Source organism: Bacillus sp. 22190, assembly GCF_052045575.1.
Classification (GTDB): domain Bacteria; phylum Bacillota; class Bacilli; order Bacillales; family Bacillaceae; genus Bacillus; species Bacillus altitudinis.
The window spans coordinates 48,922-64,058 of record NZ_JBQEPF010000014.1 but is presented as its reverse complement, the minus strand read 5'-3'; the positions used below and the strand labels follow the sequence as shown (position 1 = coordinate 64,058).

General features: G+C 38.5%; 21 protein-coding genes. 15 read left to right on the top strand and 6 right to left on the bottom strand.

Features of this window, described 5'->3' with window-relative positions; all coding sequences use genetic code 11:
• Positions 1-135 precede the first annotated feature (135 nt).
• The 9 genes from ACTJKA_RS16155 to ACTJKA_RS16115 all read left to right on the top strand — a co-directional run bounded on the left by ACTJKA_RS16155 (position 136) and on the right by ACTJKA_RS16115 (position 7,857).
• Positions 136-855, top strand: a complete 720-nt coding sequence (locus tag ACTJKA_RS16155; RefSeq protein WP_440607844.1) for an ABC transporter ATP-binding protein — start codon at positions 136-138, stop codon at positions 853-855.
• A complete protein-coding gene (locus ACTJKA_RS16150; protein WP_440607843.1) occupies positions 824-3,289 on the top strand; it encodes an FtsX-like permease family protein in 2,466 nt (821 codons plus the stop codon). Before ACTJKA_RS16155 ends, ACTJKA_RS16150 begins: the two co-directional genes overlap by 32 nt.
• A 5-nt stretch (positions 3,290-3,294) precedes the next feature.
• On the top strand, positions 3,295-3,807 hold the full coding sequence (locus ACTJKA_RS16145; RefSeq protein ID WP_048002314.1) for a PadR family transcriptional regulator: 513 nt from the start codon (positions 3,295-3,297) through the stop codon (positions 3,805-3,807).
• Positions 3,808-3,933: 126 nt separating this feature from the next.
• Entirely contained in the window at positions 3,934-4,332 is a 399-nt protein-coding gene (locus tag ACTJKA_RS16140) for a RidA family protein (protein ID WP_025206640.1), read from the top strand.
• Positions 4,333-4,549: 217 nt separating this feature from the next.
• Positions 4,550-5,272, top strand: coding sequence for an ABC transporter ATP-binding protein (locus tag ACTJKA_RS16135; RefSeq protein WP_048002315.1), 723 nt, complete (start codon positions 4,550-4,552; stop codon positions 5,270-5,272).
• The gene (gene skfF, locus ACTJKA_RS16130) at positions 5,265-6,686 is read left to right on the top strand and encodes a sporulation killing factor system integral membrane protein (protein WP_079919439.1); all 1,422 of its coding nucleotides are present in this window, start codon (positions 5,265-5,267) and stop codon (positions 6,684-6,686) included. Before ACTJKA_RS16135 ends, skfF begins: the two co-directional genes overlap by 8 nt.
• Before the next feature lie 18 nt (positions 6,687-6,704).
• Complete coding sequence (locus tag ACTJKA_RS16125) at positions 6,705-7,220, top strand: HEAT repeat domain-containing protein (protein ID WP_113767280.1); 516 nt, start codon at positions 6,705-6,707, stop codon at positions 7,218-7,220.
• Complete coding sequence (locus ACTJKA_RS16120; RefSeq protein ID WP_035704352.1) at positions 7,220-7,639, top strand: TlpA family protein disulfide reductase; 420 nt, start codon at positions 7,220-7,222, stop codon at positions 7,637-7,639. Before ACTJKA_RS16125 ends, ACTJKA_RS16120 begins: the two co-directional genes overlap by 1 nt.
• Positions 7,640-7,662: 23 nt before the next feature.
• Positions 7,663-7,857, top strand: a complete 195-nt coding sequence (locus tag ACTJKA_RS16115) for a hypothetical protein (RefSeq protein WP_017358887.1) — start codon at positions 7,663-7,665, stop codon at positions 7,855-7,857.
• Positions 7,858-8,119: 262 nt separating this feature from the next.
• Here ACTJKA_RS16115 and ACTJKA_RS16110 read toward each other — a convergent pair whose 3' ends face one another.
• From ACTJKA_RS16110 to ACTJKA_RS16100, 3 genes are read right to left on the bottom strand one after another with little or no spacing between them, the layout of a single operon-like run.
• Positions 8,120-9,040: an ABC transporter ATP-binding protein gene (locus tag ACTJKA_RS16110; RefSeq protein ID WP_035390643.1), complete on the bottom strand. Its 921-nt coding sequence runs from the start codon at positions 9,038-9,040 to the stop codon at positions 8,120-8,122.
• The gene (locus ACTJKA_RS16105) at positions 9,040-9,729 is read right to left on the bottom strand and encodes an ABC transporter permease subunit (protein ID WP_035704355.1); all 690 of its coding nucleotides are present in this window, start codon (positions 9,727-9,729) and stop codon (positions 9,040-9,042) included. The genes ACTJKA_RS16110 and ACTJKA_RS16105 overlap by 1 nt, the downstream gene beginning before the upstream one ends.
• A gap of 13 nt (positions 9,730-9,742) precedes the next feature.
• Positions 9,743-10,171 carry a DUF4064 domain-containing protein gene (locus tag ACTJKA_RS16100; RefSeq protein WP_035704358.1) on the bottom strand — a complete coding sequence of 143 codons (429 nt, stop codon included), beginning with the start codon at positions 10,169-10,171 and terminating at the stop codon, positions 9,743-9,745.
• 190 nt (positions 10,172-10,361) lie between these two features.
• Here ACTJKA_RS16100 and ACTJKA_RS16095 point away from each other — a divergent pair, with 190 nt between their 5' ends.
• Both ACTJKA_RS16095 and ACTJKA_RS16090 read left to right on the top strand, forming a co-directional pair.
• A complete protein-coding gene (locus ACTJKA_RS16095) occupies positions 10,362-10,658 on the top strand; it encodes a DUF2089 family protein (protein ID WP_017358893.1) in 297 nt (98 codons plus the stop codon).
• Entirely contained in the window at positions 10,659-10,952 is a 294-nt protein-coding gene (locus ACTJKA_RS16090) for a hypothetical protein (RefSeq protein WP_100325758.1), read from the top strand.
• Between the two features lie 102 nt (positions 10,953-11,054).
• Here ACTJKA_RS16090 and ACTJKA_RS16085 read toward each other — a convergent pair whose 3' ends face one another.
• The 3 genes from ACTJKA_RS16085 to ACTJKA_RS16075 are packed head-to-tail and all read right to left on the bottom strand — an operon-like array spanning position 11,055 to position 11,572.
• Positions 11,055-11,204: an aureocin A53 family class IId bacteriocin gene (locus ACTJKA_RS16085; RefSeq protein WP_171464905.1), complete on the bottom strand. Its 150-nt coding sequence runs from the start codon at positions 11,202-11,204 to the stop codon at positions 11,055-11,057.
• A 25-nt stretch (positions 11,205-11,229) separates the two neighbouring features.
• Positions 11,230-11,379: an aureocin A53 family class IId bacteriocin gene (locus ACTJKA_RS16080; RefSeq protein ID WP_171464965.1), complete on the bottom strand. Its 150-nt coding sequence runs from the start codon at positions 11,377-11,379 to the stop codon at positions 11,230-11,232.
• A gap of 43 nt (positions 11,380-11,422) precedes the next feature.
• Positions 11,423-11,572 (bottom strand): aureocin A53 family class IId bacteriocin, encoded by a 150-nt coding sequence (locus ACTJKA_RS16075; protein ID WP_035390638.1) that lies wholly within the window; start codon positions 11,570-11,572, stop codon positions 11,423-11,425.
• A gap of 393 nt (positions 11,573-11,965) precedes the next feature.
• Between ACTJKA_RS16075 and ACTJKA_RS16070 the strand changes: the two genes are divergently transcribed.
• From ACTJKA_RS16070 to ACTJKA_RS16055, 4 genes are all read left to right on the top strand, one after another.
• On the top strand, positions 11,966-13,093 hold the full coding sequence (locus ACTJKA_RS16070; RefSeq protein ID WP_350386575.1) for a DUF418 domain-containing protein: 1,128 nt from the start codon (positions 11,966-11,968) through the stop codon (positions 13,091-13,093).
• Between the two features lie 174 nt (positions 13,094-13,267).
• The gene (locus ACTJKA_RS16065; protein ID WP_171464908.1) at positions 13,268-13,639 is read left to right on the top strand and encodes a GntR family transcriptional regulator; all 372 of its coding nucleotides are present in this window, start codon (positions 13,268-13,270) and stop codon (positions 13,637-13,639) included.
• A 5-nt stretch (positions 13,640-13,644) separates the two neighbouring features.
• Positions 13,645-14,520 carry an ABC transporter ATP-binding protein gene (locus ACTJKA_RS16060; protein WP_019744071.1) on the top strand — a complete coding sequence of 292 codons (876 nt, stop codon included), beginning with the start codon at positions 13,645-13,647 and terminating at the stop codon, positions 14,518-14,520.
• On the top strand, positions 14,504-15,109 hold the full coding sequence (locus tag ACTJKA_RS16055) for an ABC-2 transporter permease (RefSeq protein WP_035702971.1): 606 nt from the start codon (positions 14,504-14,506) through the stop codon (positions 15,107-15,109). Before ACTJKA_RS16060 ends, ACTJKA_RS16055 begins: the two co-directional genes overlap by 17 nt.
• Positions 15,110-15,137: the final 28 nt, after the last annotated feature.

Genomic DNA, 15,137 nt, shown 5'->3' with positions numbered 1-15,137 from the left:
TGAAAATCTAAAGGGTTTTTTATGTATTTAGTAAGTAATAAATAAGATGTGAATACATATTATCATGATTTAAATGTTGAAATAATATATACTTAGTATATAATTACTCCGTAAAGGGATGGGAGGAGTTTGCAGATGATTCAGATCGAGAATGTGAAGAAGGAATTCTTTCAAGGCCAGGAGCGGACTGAGGTGCTGAGGGGCGTTGATTTGACGGTAGAAGAAGGGGAGTTTGTAGCGGTGATGGGACCGAGTGGTTCTGGAAAAAGTACATTACTTCAGCTGTTAGGCGGGCTTGATCTGCCTACTGATGGAGAGATTTTGATAGATGAGCATCAGTTGAGTGAGATGAATGAGAAAGAGAGAACGATTTTTCGCCGAAAACAGATAGGGTTTGTGTTTCAAAATTATCAGTTGCTGCCTACATTAACTGTCGAAGAAAATGTGGCGTTTCCGCTGCATGCAGATGGACGTTTAACAAAGGAGAATCAACAGACGGTTGTAGAGCTGTTAGAGGCTGTTGGCTTGAATGGACTTGGACGGAAACGGGCTAGTTTACTGAGCGGCGGGCAGCAGCAGCGTGTAGCGATTGCAAGAGCTCTAGTCAATCAGCCGTCAGTGCTGTTAGCAGATGAGCCGACGGGGAACTTGGACCGGCATAGAGCGGAGGATATTTTGGCGTTAATGTGCAAGTTCAATCGAGAAAGCAAGCAGACGATTATCATGGTGACGCATGATATTTTCGCAGCAGGATTTGCGGATCGAATCATCCTTTTTAAAGACGGTGTTATTGATCAAGTGATCTCTAGAAAGGATGATGATTATGCTCGGTATGTGGCGAATTTCATGGCGTAACATGATTCAGCATAAAAAGCGGTTCGCCCTTTCTGTCTTAGGCATCATGGTGGGGATTGCTTTTGTCACGTCGATGCTCATTGCCGATCGAACGACAAATGATGTGTTTCATTACTATGAGCAAATGTATGTCGCTGATGCAGATTATTGGGTGTTGAGTGATGATCATACGTATGATGAGGAACAGATCTCATCCATTTTAAAGCATCCTGATGTGACAGGATCATTATTAGCGCTGGATAAACAGACGTTTTTTGATGTAGAAGGTGATCACTCTCTTAACCAACGGGCGGTACGAATTACCGGAGTACAAGATCAAACGAGCTCTTTACTGAAGCTGCCTGTGATTGAAGGGCGTTTGGATAATCAGGGGTTGGTCATACCAGATGTTGTGGCGAAGCTGCTGAATAAAAAAGTGGGAGATACCATTCGTTTTTCTGATTTGGGCGAAGCGAAGGTATCTGCCATTGTGGAATATACACAGCTGCTTTCAAGTCCGAGTGACTGGAAGAGTGCAGAATCATCGAGTTTTCGTGTGATGGCGCCGCTTGATTTATTGAGAGACTGGACGGGACTCGATCATCAGCTTTCTTATATGAGATTTCAGACGAATGATGGCGGAGAGCAGCTCTTTCAATCTTTACAGAAAGAGTTCAAGGATGCCGATGTTTTTGTCCAGCCTGTGGTGGCGGATGACCGGCAAAGTAATGACATTGGCGGGTTGTACACGTTCTTTTACCTCATCGCAGGGCTGTCGATGTTTATGAGCGGTTTTATCGTGTTTAATATGATTTATACGAGTGTGATGGAACGGAAAAAGGAATTTGCGATTATGAAGAGCTTTGGTTATACGCAGGGCTCTGTTTCTAAGCTGATGTTGATTGAGGTTTTGATCTTGGCATGTATTGGAACAGCCATTGGGGTGCCGATTGGCGTTTGGCTTGGAGATGTGTTCATGCAAACACTGCTTGGTGTGTTCGCTTTTGATATGGTGTATTCGTTAGATTGGCAAGTGCCTGTTGTAATAGCAGTGATCGTTGGTATTGTGTTCCCTGTGCTGTTTTCGTTATTTCCGATCTATCATGCAGGGAAAACGTCTGTGCTGCTGACTTTAAAATCCACTACCCAAACTTCTACACCGAAAAAACAATCCGTCATTAGAGCGGTGATAGGGATAGGATTGCTTTCATTTGTATGGGTGGATCATCCGGCTGCTTATCTTGGCATTTTAGCCAGCATGGTTCTGTTATTCCCATTTTTTCTGCTCTTTTTGAACCGGTTGTTGGCGCCTTTTTTGAAGTTTGTCTTTGGTTACCCGGGCCATCTATCCTCGCAGCATGTTACGCAGCAACTGAATCGAAATGCCAATACGGCGGCGATTCTAGCTGTTGGGATTGCTGTGATCTTGCTTTTAAGTGCGGTCATTGAATCGGCTCCAGATGGCTATGAAAAAGAGATCCGTCAAACGTACGGCGGTGATCTCAGGGTTACCTCTGAAGCGCCATGGACGAAAGCGGATCAAGAAAAGCTGTCATCCTATGAGTCTGTTGAGCGGGTGGAACCGATGATGGAAGCGGCTCCTTTGACATGGGAAACGGCCCATGGAGAGAAAAGACAATTTTCTATCATCGGTGTGGATGAGAAAGGACCTTCTTTTATAGAAGGTGACAATAAAGGCGATTTGTATCAACGATTATCAGAAACGCCTTCTATCGTGTTAGGAGAGCGTGCGTTTGATGAATGGGGTGGGCGTATTGGAGAGAGTGTGTATCTCAATGCACCTTCTGGCCGGCAGCAGTTACAAGTCATTGATGTGGTCAAGACTTCTCATCATTCGGGTTATGTGGCATTTGTCGATCAGACATTTTTACAAGAGGATTTAGGGTGGACGCAGCCCCTTGATATCCTGCTTACGTTAAAAGACAAAGGTGCCGGTGAGACTTTACGAGATCAGCTATGGGAAGACTTTGGGCAGCGGCTTTCAAAGGTGAAAACAATAGAGGATGAGATTGAATCAACGACATCGGCTTTAACTGGTATGAACGAGTTAATTTCTATGATGCTCATTTTCATTATTGGGCTCGCGAGCATTGGAACAGCCAATACTCTGCTGATGAACACGCTTGAACGCACATCTGAGATTGGCACCATGCGGGCGCTTGGGCTGACAAAGCAGCAGGTGAGAAAAATGATCGTCGGAGAAGGTGTGCTCATTGGGTTATCAGGTGTGATTGGCGGCATTTTATTTGGTGTGATTCTTCTATATGTCTCAAGCCAATCTGATTGGCTCAGTGGATTTGTTTCATTTCAGCTGCCATTTGTGCATGTGTTGCTGGCAGTGATCGCAGGAATTGCACTCAGTTTAGCGGCTTCATGGATTTCTAGTGCGACAGCGAGTAAAATAGAGATGATATCATCTCTCAAAGAAGGTTAAATCATATGTCAGTGAAATACGGAATTTTAACATCGCTCTGTCAGCAGCAACATCATGGATATGAATTAAAGCTAGAGCTGGAGTCATTGCTCGGAATAAAAGGAAAAATCAACCCGGGTCAAATCTACACGACGCTTGATCGGTTAATTCGTGATCAATTGGTGACAGCAGTGGGAATAGATGACCAAGATCGAAAGCTGTACGACGTGACGGAAGAAGGCAGACAAGAGCTGGAATCATGGCTGTTGGCACCTGTTCCATATCATGCTGCAAAGGATGATTTTCACTTTAAATGGGGCTGTGCACGGAAAATCAGATTTCATCAAGAAAAAGAAATGCTTCAGCAGCAGAAAGCCGTCATCATGAAAGATGTGATGGAACTCACGAAGCTGAAAACGGAATGTCTTGTGCAAGGTGATGAGAGTCGGTACTTATTGATTTCTGGCACGCTGCTTCATTTAGAGGCGGATTTGAATTGGATTCATCAAATTGAACATCGGAGCGGAGCATCATTTTAGAGAGGTCTTTCTTTTGAAGAAAGGTCTTTTTTTTGGCTTCGTTCGGAGCATATGCAGGTAGGATGGGAAGAAAGTTTGGTATGATAGGTGGAAATTGATTGTATTTTCAGAAAAGGGGTTTGATCAATGAAAACATCACGTAATCCTGAGACCATTCATGCGCCAGTTGCACCGTACATCCATCAAATAGAGACAACAGGGCCGCAGCGGTGGTTAACCTTATCAGGGCAAGTGGGGATGGAAGTCGATGGGACCATCCCAGAGAGCCCGATGGAACAGCTCGAGCTAGCGTTAGAGAATGTAAAACGCAATGTAGAAGCGGCAGATATGAAAGTGGAAGATATAACGAAGCTTGTGTTCTATTTAGTAGGGGAGTTTGATGCTGAGAGTAGAAAACGAATCATGGGTCAGTTTTTAGGAGACCACCTGCCTTGTATGACGATGATTTATGTGGTGGCTTTGGCTTCACCTGCTTTAAAGGTAGAGGTGGATGCATGGGCTTGTCGGGATATGGATTCGGTTTGAATTGGTTTATTTAATAGATAAAAGGTTGGGATGATTGATGCCCAATCTTTTTTGTTTTGTTATCTTTTAGTATTTTAAATGATTATAATTCTCTTACCCTTTTATACCTAATATGGTAATATTGTGGTAAATGATAAGTGGGTCTAATTACATTTACATTCCACCGTAAAAACACCATAGATCAGCATACATCACTCTAATAAAAGGGAGAGATTTGATGCCATTCATGGAGGTTCAGAATGTAAGCAAACGATATAGCAATGGTGATGGGATAGAGGGCCTTTCATTTTATATTGAAGCAGGGGAGGTTGTGGCACTGCTTGGGCCTAATGGTGCGGGGAAGACGACAACCATTCGATGTTTAACAGGTCTCTATCAACCTGATCAAGGGGAAATACTCATAGAGGGATTTCCTCCTGGTCATTCCCATGTCCAAAAACAAGTAGCTCTTATTCCAGATCAGCCATATTTGTACCCAGATTTAACGGTTGCTGAACATGTTCAATTTCGTGCGAGAGGCTATCATAAAGGTTTAAAACAGATCAAAGAAAAGGTATTTGAGGCGTTGAAAGAAGTACATATCGAAATGAAGATGAACGAATTGTGCGGAAGGCTTTCAAGAGGTCAAAAACAGCGTGTCGTCTTAGCAGGGGCCATTGTGCAAGATGCCTCCCTTTTTATTTTAGATGAGCCGACTGTTGGGTTAGACATCCCTTCGAAACAATGGTTGTCAGATTGGCTGATACAGAAGAGTCTTCAAGGTGGTTCGGTTCTTGTGTCCACTCATAGTCTAGAGTTTGTTCTTGATACGGCTAGTAGGGTGATATTGATTCGAGACGGTGCCATCATGAAAAGTATCGCTGTTCCTAAGCGGCAGGAAGAACAAATGAAGTGGCGGGCAGAAGTCATTCAACTTCTAGGGGAGTGGTCTAGTGAATAACACGCTTTCCCTTTTATGGATGAAATCCCAAAGGCGCTTGATCAGTAAAAATCAAGAAAAGAAAATGCCCTTTTTGATCTTGCTGCTTATGATTGCTGCCATTGGTTTTCAGCTGAGCGCAGTCTCAAGTATGGGCGATTGGAATGCGAGTACAGCTGGATGGTTCATTGTCGTTTTATTTGTTCTTTATACTGGCTTTGGTTTGTTTTCGAATCGATTGCCTAGTCAGATGAACGATATCATGTGGTTGTATGGAAGTGGTGCTTCCTTATGGACGGTTGTGATGAGTGTATGGGTATATCACATTTTTTGGCGATGTGCTCTTCTCATTGTTTCTGCTGTGATGGCTGATATCCTCCTTCTTTGTTTAACGAAGCAGTACTTTTTTCTACTTGGTAAATCACTCCTGTTAACAGCGCTGTTATGTATGATCGAAACATGGATGATTGCGGTATCTTGTGCAAGAACCATTCAAGTATATAAGCGAGTGCTCTTCATTGGTTTTATACTGATGTTTGGTTGTCTTTCATTGCTTATTATGAATCAATTGATATTGAAACAGTCGTCAATGATGGAGATATCTGCTTCTTTTATGTATCAAGTCGGACGCATGATAGTGGAGTTTTCATTCATTTCTGTATTGATATTACTTGGAATGATGATTTTATCTTTCATGATGATGTACAGGTCGAGTCATCGTATAGAGATGATGGAGTCGTTAGTCAAAGAGGCGGCATTTTGGGAGGAATTTGAGGGGAAACAGGTTCATGCAAATCCAATAAGTCCAAAGAAAAGCAAGACGTGGTGGGGGCTTTCAACATTAACGGGCATCTGGGCTTTCCTTTGGCTAGAAATATTGATGATCAAAAAGTATGCTGCCTTCCATCTGTTATCTACCATGCTGTTGATCGGTACTTATTATGTCGTCAGTTCTTATTTTTCAAATTGGTTGACTCTATTCTTTCTGGTCATTGGTGCATCTGTCCTGCTCAGTTCATATTACGCGGGGATTGTAAGACACGGGCAAACGGGATTGCTGTATCTTTTTCCGGGTGCTTTATATCAAAAAATTCTTCTATTGGAAGTGTTTCAAACCTTTTGGTTGTATGGTGTCTACTTGGTTTCTCTTATCTTGTTAGAGATTCATGATGTATTGTATTGGGCCATTTATGGGGTAGGGGTTTATATTTGGTTTTTGACCATTCGGCTCTTTGCCTTTACGCAGCCTTTGAGACGAGAAGCGAGTCTTTCTTTGGGCATCTATTATCGATCATTGCTCATCGGATCTGTCATAAGTGCTGCAGTCATCATTGGGATTCATCTGTTCACTAATGGCTGGTTTACAACGATGACATGTGTATTTGCTGGATGTGTATGTTATGTGATGTGTTATCGATGCCGTGGGACTCATTAAAAAGAGGAGTTGATTGTCATGAAACCAGAAGATAAGCTATCCCAATCGGTTGAACGTTTAGTCAATACCAATGAAGTAACGATCGTTCAAGCCATGGGGGAGTTAAGGAAATCAGGAAAAGAGGCAGTGCCAGTGCTTGTTGAAGCCTTAAAAGAAGAGGGTTCTTTGCGGAATATTGCAGCAGCGGTTCTTGGTGAATTTGGAGCAGATGCAGGGGACGCAGCAGAAGCTCTTGCCAAACTGTTAGAAAGTGAAGAAGAGGAGACAAGAATGGCGGCTGCGATCTCACTCATGAGAATTGGTCAGCCTAGTTTGCCATTTCTTCTGTCTTTGGCAAAACGCTATAAGGGTCCTACTTGTTTTTGGGCGTCGTGGTGTATCTCTTGGATTGACCCATCAAAAATCGAAAAAAATATGTACGAGTGCCTAAAACAGGAACAAGAGAATCCATCAGGAAATGTGGCCCCTTTTGCCGCAGAAGAGGCACTAGGAAAAATCATCGCTTTTCAATTAAAAGAAAAGGGGGATGAGTAGTGGAAACGCAAATACTTAAATGGCCTGAGCACCTTCCTTGGATTCATTCTTCACATCAGCGGTATTTACCTGAAGGGCATACTCAGCTTCTTTATTTTTGGTCAGTTAACTGTCCGCATTGTGAAGAATTAACCGATCACATTCTATATAGTGTGGATCAGTTGAGTATCCATTTAACCTGTGTCCATGTTCCATATACGGAAGAAGAAAAATCGATAGAGGTTGTTTCGAAATATGCGGAGGAAAAGAATCTTATTGCTCCCATTATGTGGGATAAAGATTATGAGATTGTCACAAAATATAAAATTCAAGGATTGCCAAGTTTTTGCCTCATAGATAAAGAGGGGCAATTAATTGATCGGAAAATGGGAGATACCGGCTGGGAAAAAATATTAAAAAAACTAGAAAAACGATCATAATCAGAGTTATGGAGGAGAGCGTTTTGTTTCAATCAAACCAAGAATTGAAAAAAACGGTGGTCTTTTATGCAGGTGTGGGAGCTGTTTTGCTGATTCTCATGATGTTGAAATGGCTGCCGATTTCTGCAGACTGGGAGTTGCCGTTGATTTTGTTTGGATTGGGGATTTTGTTTTATGTGAAGCGTGTGCTTTGGAAGGATGAAAAAGGTAAGGGCTAAAATGTTTAGCCCTTTTTTACGTAATCAAAGTTTCAACTTAAGTCAGTGCCTGAATTAGATTTAAATTATGTTGGTTTCTGAACAGTAAATAGATCTAATGAATGATCATTAGGTATGTTGATAGAAGTTTGCTCTGCTATTCCTTTTGAATACCAATCATAATAATTTTTTGAGGGCTCCTTCAATTGATACAAATATAATCCTCCTTATCCTTTGTAGATTTAGTACCACTTGGATACTAAATCTACTTTTTATAGGATTCTTAATTATTATCTCCAATATTAAGAAATATTTCTTCTAATGATGGCTCATCGACTTCTATTCTAAATACATCAATGTTTTTAGAAATAAAAAGCTTGTTGATTAATGGTATAGATGATTCATCTTCAATGGTTATTTGAGATGATAGTTCACTGATTTCATTTTTTATAGAAAGACTCTTAAGGTCTACTTTTAATGACTCAATCTGTGCAATTGAAGCAACACTATGCTTAATATAAACGGTCATATTCTTTTTGTATGCTGTTCTTAACTCTTTCATACTTCCTTTAATTTGAATGACACCTTTGTTCATAATAGCAACTTCATCACATAATTTCTCAACTTCATCTAAATTGTGTGAGGTTAGAAATACGGTAGTACCGTTTGTGGCGATTTCTTTAATAATAGAATGGATATTTAATACTGAATTTGCATCTACCCCTGAAGTCGGTTCATCTAAAAAAATTAAATCAGGTTTATTTAATAATGCTTGGGCGATCCCTAGTTTTTTTTTCATTCCAAATGAAAAATTTTTAGTCTTTAACTTAGCTGCATCTTTTAACTCAACTTTATCTAGAAGTTCAATTAAATCTTCTTGTTTTAAATCTAATTTCAATATTTGACTAAAGTATTTCAAATGATCTAGTGCGGTCATATTTTCATAGAATGTAGAATAGTCAGGGAGAACCCCTATTTTACCCCAGATTGATTTTTGTTGATTCTTTTTATAGCCCAATACTTCATAAAGTCCTTCAGTTGGTTCAATTATACCTGTAATCATATTTATAAATGTTGATTTACCGGCACCATTCTTCCCTAGAAAACCAAATATTGTGCCTTTATCGATTGATAAGTTCATTTTATCAACAACAATTTTATTTCCATATCTCTTTGTTAGATTGGTCGTTTTGAGTGCATACACTATAAATCCCTCTTTCTAAAAAGCATTAAACTTACGATTATAAACAAAATTGGGAAAAGGATGACTATATATGTAAAAGCAGTCTGCTCTTGAGTGAAATAATAATAGGGTGTGATATAACTAATCATTTTAATGATAATATTATTTGACCCAATGCTAATCATACCGATAACAGGTAAAATAATCGACAATGTAATACCTAGAAACATTGTAATAGATGGGTTTGAAATGATAGTGGATAGTAATAGAGTTAACCCTAAGAAGTAAGAAATAAACACAATACATTGTATTAATTCTAGAAAATAAAAAGTGTTTGAAAACGGGATAATTAATATTAAGGAAATTGTTAAACATACAATCCAAAAAAGAAGATTACCTAAAAACTTTCCTAATAATATGTTATTTCTAGATGTTTTCGTCACTAAAAATCGAACAGTACGAGAGTATACCTCTTTATTGATTACATGATGGGCTAGACTGGTGACAAATAGTGGGGCAGCAATGAAAAGTAATACCATTAATCCACCCACATATGCATTATCACCTAGACCTAAAGATTTCAATTGGTCACTAAATTGGCTAAGAATTTTTGCCGTACCGGTTGTAATTCCAATTAGGACAATAATAATTAGGATAGAGCGTATACTTTTAAACAGTGCTTTGAATTCATTCAAACCAATTGCAAACATAGTTTCACCTCTTTTAGAATGACTGATCTGTCCCGTTTCTTGCTTTTTTATCTTTCACAATTATAGTAATTCCAGCAATTAGATACGCAATGCCGCCAAGTATGCCTAAAAAGATTGTTAATAAGGAGCCTAAAATAGAGGTAGTTATTAATAGAATACCGGCAGAGCGTGACCTGTTTTTTAATAATATTAATGAAAAAATTCCTGCTAGTATGCTCAATATCGTTATTGCGATCATATATAAAGAACCATTGGCAAGGATGTTAATTACTTGTTCCGGTGTGATATCTTGTACGTTTTCTTCATCAATAAAGTCTTGGATTAGTTTGTTAGTATCATTGTTATTTTTTGTTCCTTCATAAAACATAAAGCTCCCAATAAGTAAGGCTGTGAATAAAATAACACCTATAATAGTAAAAGTCTTTTCTAAAGTACGTTTCATGCTTAACCTCCACAAAATACAATTTATTGGTTAAATAACCTAAACTTACAATAACATATTTTGGATAGATTTTTCCACATAAATTTTAAAAAAGTTTAAAAAAAATAAACATTATTCATTTTTTTATTCATTTTTTGATTACATTTATTATTTATGTGTTATAATAATAAAAAAGCGGGGTGGCTGATATATGGAGAAAGATATTCCAACATGGATTTTATCTGTAGATTCTGAGGACAGAGAATTTATAAGAAAATTTATACTTAGTTCAGGTTCATTAAAACAAATGGCGAAAGATTATGATGTTTCTTATCCAACAGTTAGAACCCGATTAGACAGAATCATTCAATTGATTAGATTAAATGAAACTTTAGAGCAAGAAACTCTAATTAAATATGTAAAGAAACTCGCGATTGAGGAAAAAATTAGTTTAGAAGTTGCTAAAAACATTATTGAAAAATATAAAGCAGAAAGGGATGGTGATTAAATGAATGAATTAATGTATTTTATTTTAGTAGTTGTCGTTTTCGCAGTTCAGTATTTCCTTTCAACAAGAAACAACCTTTTGTGGGGAGCTTTAATCCCGATCGTCTTTATCGCTGGAATGTCATGGTTTTATTTAGAAAATAAAGTAAGTAATAATATAGGTTTTCTTATTATCGCGCTAGTTGGATTAGCTCTTTTAATTGAAGAGTGGAACCGCGGTCGTAGAATGCTCCACAAAAAAAGAGTCAAAGAAATTGAAAAGATGAAAACACAAGACATCACTATAAAAAAATAATCACAAAAATTATGATTTTTAGGTTTTAAATGTTTGATTTTTGGCTATAATAAAATAATAGGGATAGAGTGTTTACACTATCCCTATTGGGCTAACGAACAACTAGCCATTGATGATGCTGTCAATTTTATCGCTGAACCATTGGAACGTTGCACCGTTCTTGATCCAGTTGATAACAGTTGATTTGTTAGCCCAAGCCCATTTAGCTGCTTTAGTACCAAGTTGAGCAACAAGTCTTAAGAAAGCTACCATTATTTATTTCACCTCCTGAATTCGTTTAGCCTGCTAAAGCTCGGATAATTTGGTTTGAAATCCATTTAAAAGAAAAGCCTTGTCCTATCCATTCAAGTACCTTTTTTTTGTTAGCCCAAGCCCAAATCGCCTGTTTAGCTGTAAGTTGAGCAACAAGCCTCAAGAAAGCTACCATTGTTTTCACCTCCACCAAACTACTTTGAAAGATAATCTCAGAATTAGCCATTGATGATGCTGTCAATTTTATCACTGATCCATTGGAACGTTGCACCGTTCTTGATCCAGTTGATAACAGTTGATTTGTTGTCCCAAGCCCATTTAGCTGCTTTAGTACCAAGTTGAGCAACAAGCCTCAAGAAAGCTACCATTGTTTTCACCCCCTGTTAATTTGTGTATTAAATATCAAATCAAAATAATCCTAAATAAAACAATTTTTCATATTTTTTCATATTTTACATTAAATTGAAGCTTATGAACTATATTTTTCGGGTTTTTTATTGGATTTCATTTTCATGTAGTAAATAAGTCTTTGTTTTGTAGAGGGGCGAATAAAGTATATATAAAGATAATTATATTAGTTAAATGATGTATAAATTAAGTTTTATTTTTAAGAGTATGATTATTTCACTAATCTTACTTGTCTTATTGTTAAGTACAATTTTAGATAGTTTATAACTTTTGGGGATTTTATAACCTCTTTTTACATATATGGGTTATTATATTGTATGGTTGTATTTATATTTTCCGAAGGAGCTGTCGTGTTGAAGGGATCTAGGGTTGAATTTATTGATAGTTTACGTGGTTTTAGTTTATTAGGTATTTTGATTGTGAATATGCTTAATTTTCAATATGATTATGATTTTGAGAAGATGTTTGATCCGAGCATATGGGGACAGGAGTTTGGGGTATATGTGACGGAGATCTTGTTCCAGGGGTCATTTTATCCGATTTTCTCCTTTTTGTTTGGGTATTCTTTTATCAAGTTGATTGAATCCACAAAGGCAAAGGGGTTGAATACGAATGCTATCGTCGTTCGCCGCGGTTTTGGTCTTATTGTGCTTGGGATGCTGCATTACATATTCATTTGGAATGGTGATATTCTCTTATATTATGGAGCATGTACGTTTTTCTTGATGATGTTTTTGAGCAGCCGGATCAAAACAGTGTTTATATGGTCGGGTATTTTAGGTGCCGTATCTTTAGTGATTTATCCATCTCTAATGAATTTTATTTACGGAAATTCTGAATTATTAACAAATGTATATGGGACTGGTACATATGGCGATATTGTGTTGAGCCGGATTACAACTGAAGATGATATGGTCATCGTCTCCATCATTATGGCAATTGTAACACTTACTCTGACACCAATTTTAAGTCTTCTCTATGCTCCTATCATGATCGGTCCGTTTGCACTGCTTGGCATGGCGATCGGGAAAAAAGGTCATCTGACAGAAGAAGATCGAGGGATGGCGTATCGTAAAGGCTGGGTTTGGATGATTATCATCGGGCTCGCTTTAAAATGTGCAACGTTCAGTGATGCTCCTTGGAGTGAAATGGTGTTGACGTTAGGAGCCTATGTCCTGACGATCGGTTATATTCAAGCTTTCATTGTCTTTTACTATTCAAAGGCTGCACAAGGGTTGAAACGTCTGCTTGCAGGACTGGGCCGATTGTCTTTATCAAACTATTTAGCACAATCTATTATTTGTACAACGATTTTCTATTCTTACGGACTTGGGTTATTCGGACAAATGGGCTCAATGTTTGGGCTGCTACTTGCTGTTGGACTTTACACAGCTCAGCTGTTCATCAGCTATCTCTATTTGAAAAAGTGGAGAAGAGGGCCTGTGGAATGGCTTATGGGAAAATGGGTATATTGGAGATAAATTGATTTGTTGAGGAACCGCATGGCTGAAGAGCTGTGCGGTTTTTTAGTTGGATCGCATTCAAAAAAGTTAATAAAAGGAGTTGAATATTTTTTCAGTGTGTATATAATGTATATATAGTGTATATACAATATTTCATTGCGAATACCAGTACAGAAAAAAGAGGTTTTTTATATGCAAATTACGATTTCTAACCATTCTAAGGAGCCTATCTATGAGCAAATCACGACGCAAATCAAATCGTTGATCTTAACGGGTGAGCTTGCAGAAGGTGCGGGACTGCCGTCTATCCGAAAGCTGGCGAAGGATTTACAAATCAGCGTCATCACAACAAAACGTGCATATGAAGAGTTAGAGAAGGCAGGATTTATTTATTCGATTGTCGGTAAGGGATCATTTGTTGCCGAGCAAAACCTAGAGGTCATGAGAGAGAAAAAATTGAAGGTGATTGAGGAACAGCTTGGAGCGGTTGTTACAAACGGCAAGGAATTAGGCTTATCTTTTAATGAATTGCAGCAGTTATTAAAGTTCTTGTATGAGGAGTGAGATGAGTGGAGCATGTGATTGAATTCAAAGGCGTGTCAAAACGGTTCAAAGACTTTTCTGTGCAGAATCTCGATTTACAGGTCAAAAAGGGCTTTGTTACTGGGTTTATTGGAGAAAATGGAGCCGGTAAGTCGACCACGATTAAAATGATCATGAATTTGTTAAAACCAGATTCTGGTGAGGTTAAAATTTTTGGATTAGATTATCGCACCCATGAAAAAGAGATTAAGGAACGAATTGGCTTTGTTTACGATGCTAACGTTTTTTTCCCAGGATTGAATTTAAAAGACATCAAACGAATTGTGGCACCTGCCTATAAACGCTGGGATGATAGGCTATTTTATCAATATATTGAACAGTTTGGCTTGCCGCTTCATAAAGCGATTAAAACATTTTCAAAAGGGATGCAGATGAAGGCGTCACTTGCGATTGCGCTGTCGCATCATGCAGAGCTGATTATCATGGATGAACCAACTGCTGGGCTAGATCCGGTCTTTAGAAGAGAGCTGCTCAGTACGTTACAAGAATTGATGATTGATGGGAATCGAACGATTTTTTTCTCAACACATATGACGACTGATTTAGATCGCATCGCGGATTATATTGCGTTTATACAAAATGGAAGATTGGTCTTTCAACAGTCGATTCATGAGGTGGCGGAGAATTATGCGCTGGTGAAGGGGAGCCTGGATTTGCTGGATCGAGACACAGAAAAGGCGTTTATCCATATTCAGCGTACGGCAGCCGGATTTGAAGCATTAACAGATCGGATTGATGAGGTGAAACTTATTTTTGGGGATGCTGTTGTGATTGAACCGGCGTCGCTTGAGGATATCATGTTTTATTTGAAAGGCGGGGTTGCGCATGTTTCATTTAATTAAGCGTGATGTGATTTTGCAAAAGAAGCAGTTACTTATTTTTATTCCGTTTATCTTATTTTTTATTTTCATGGATGTCCATCCAGTATTAACGTTTCTAGTCGCTAGTGTCTTCATTCCATTTAACACATATGCTTATGATGAGAAGGCAGAAACGAATATTCTATTAAATTCCTTGCCCTATACACGTAAAGAAATTATCGCATCACGTTATCTTGGCGCCATTTTCTATATGAGTATTGCGATCGTGCTGACAAGTGCTGCATTATTTGTGTTTGGGAAGCTGTTTTCGCTGTCAGATATTGCGATTGGCAGTGGGTTGTTTTTATTGTTCGCAGCATGTACGTTTCCATTGTTTTATATCTTAAAGCCTGGTTATATCACAACGGCAGTGATCATTGGCTTTATCGTATTATCTGCTATGGGACCGCCTGTTGTTCTCTATTTAGCAGAGCAATTCAGTGGGATCACTGATTTTATCATGAATTTATCGATCCCTATTGTATATACGGGGTCAACTGTACTGATTATGCTCATCTACTTGCTATCTTGGGGATTTTCTACTGCGATTTACCAGAGGAAAGTGTTTTAAATCAGATGATCACATCATTTATAGAGAA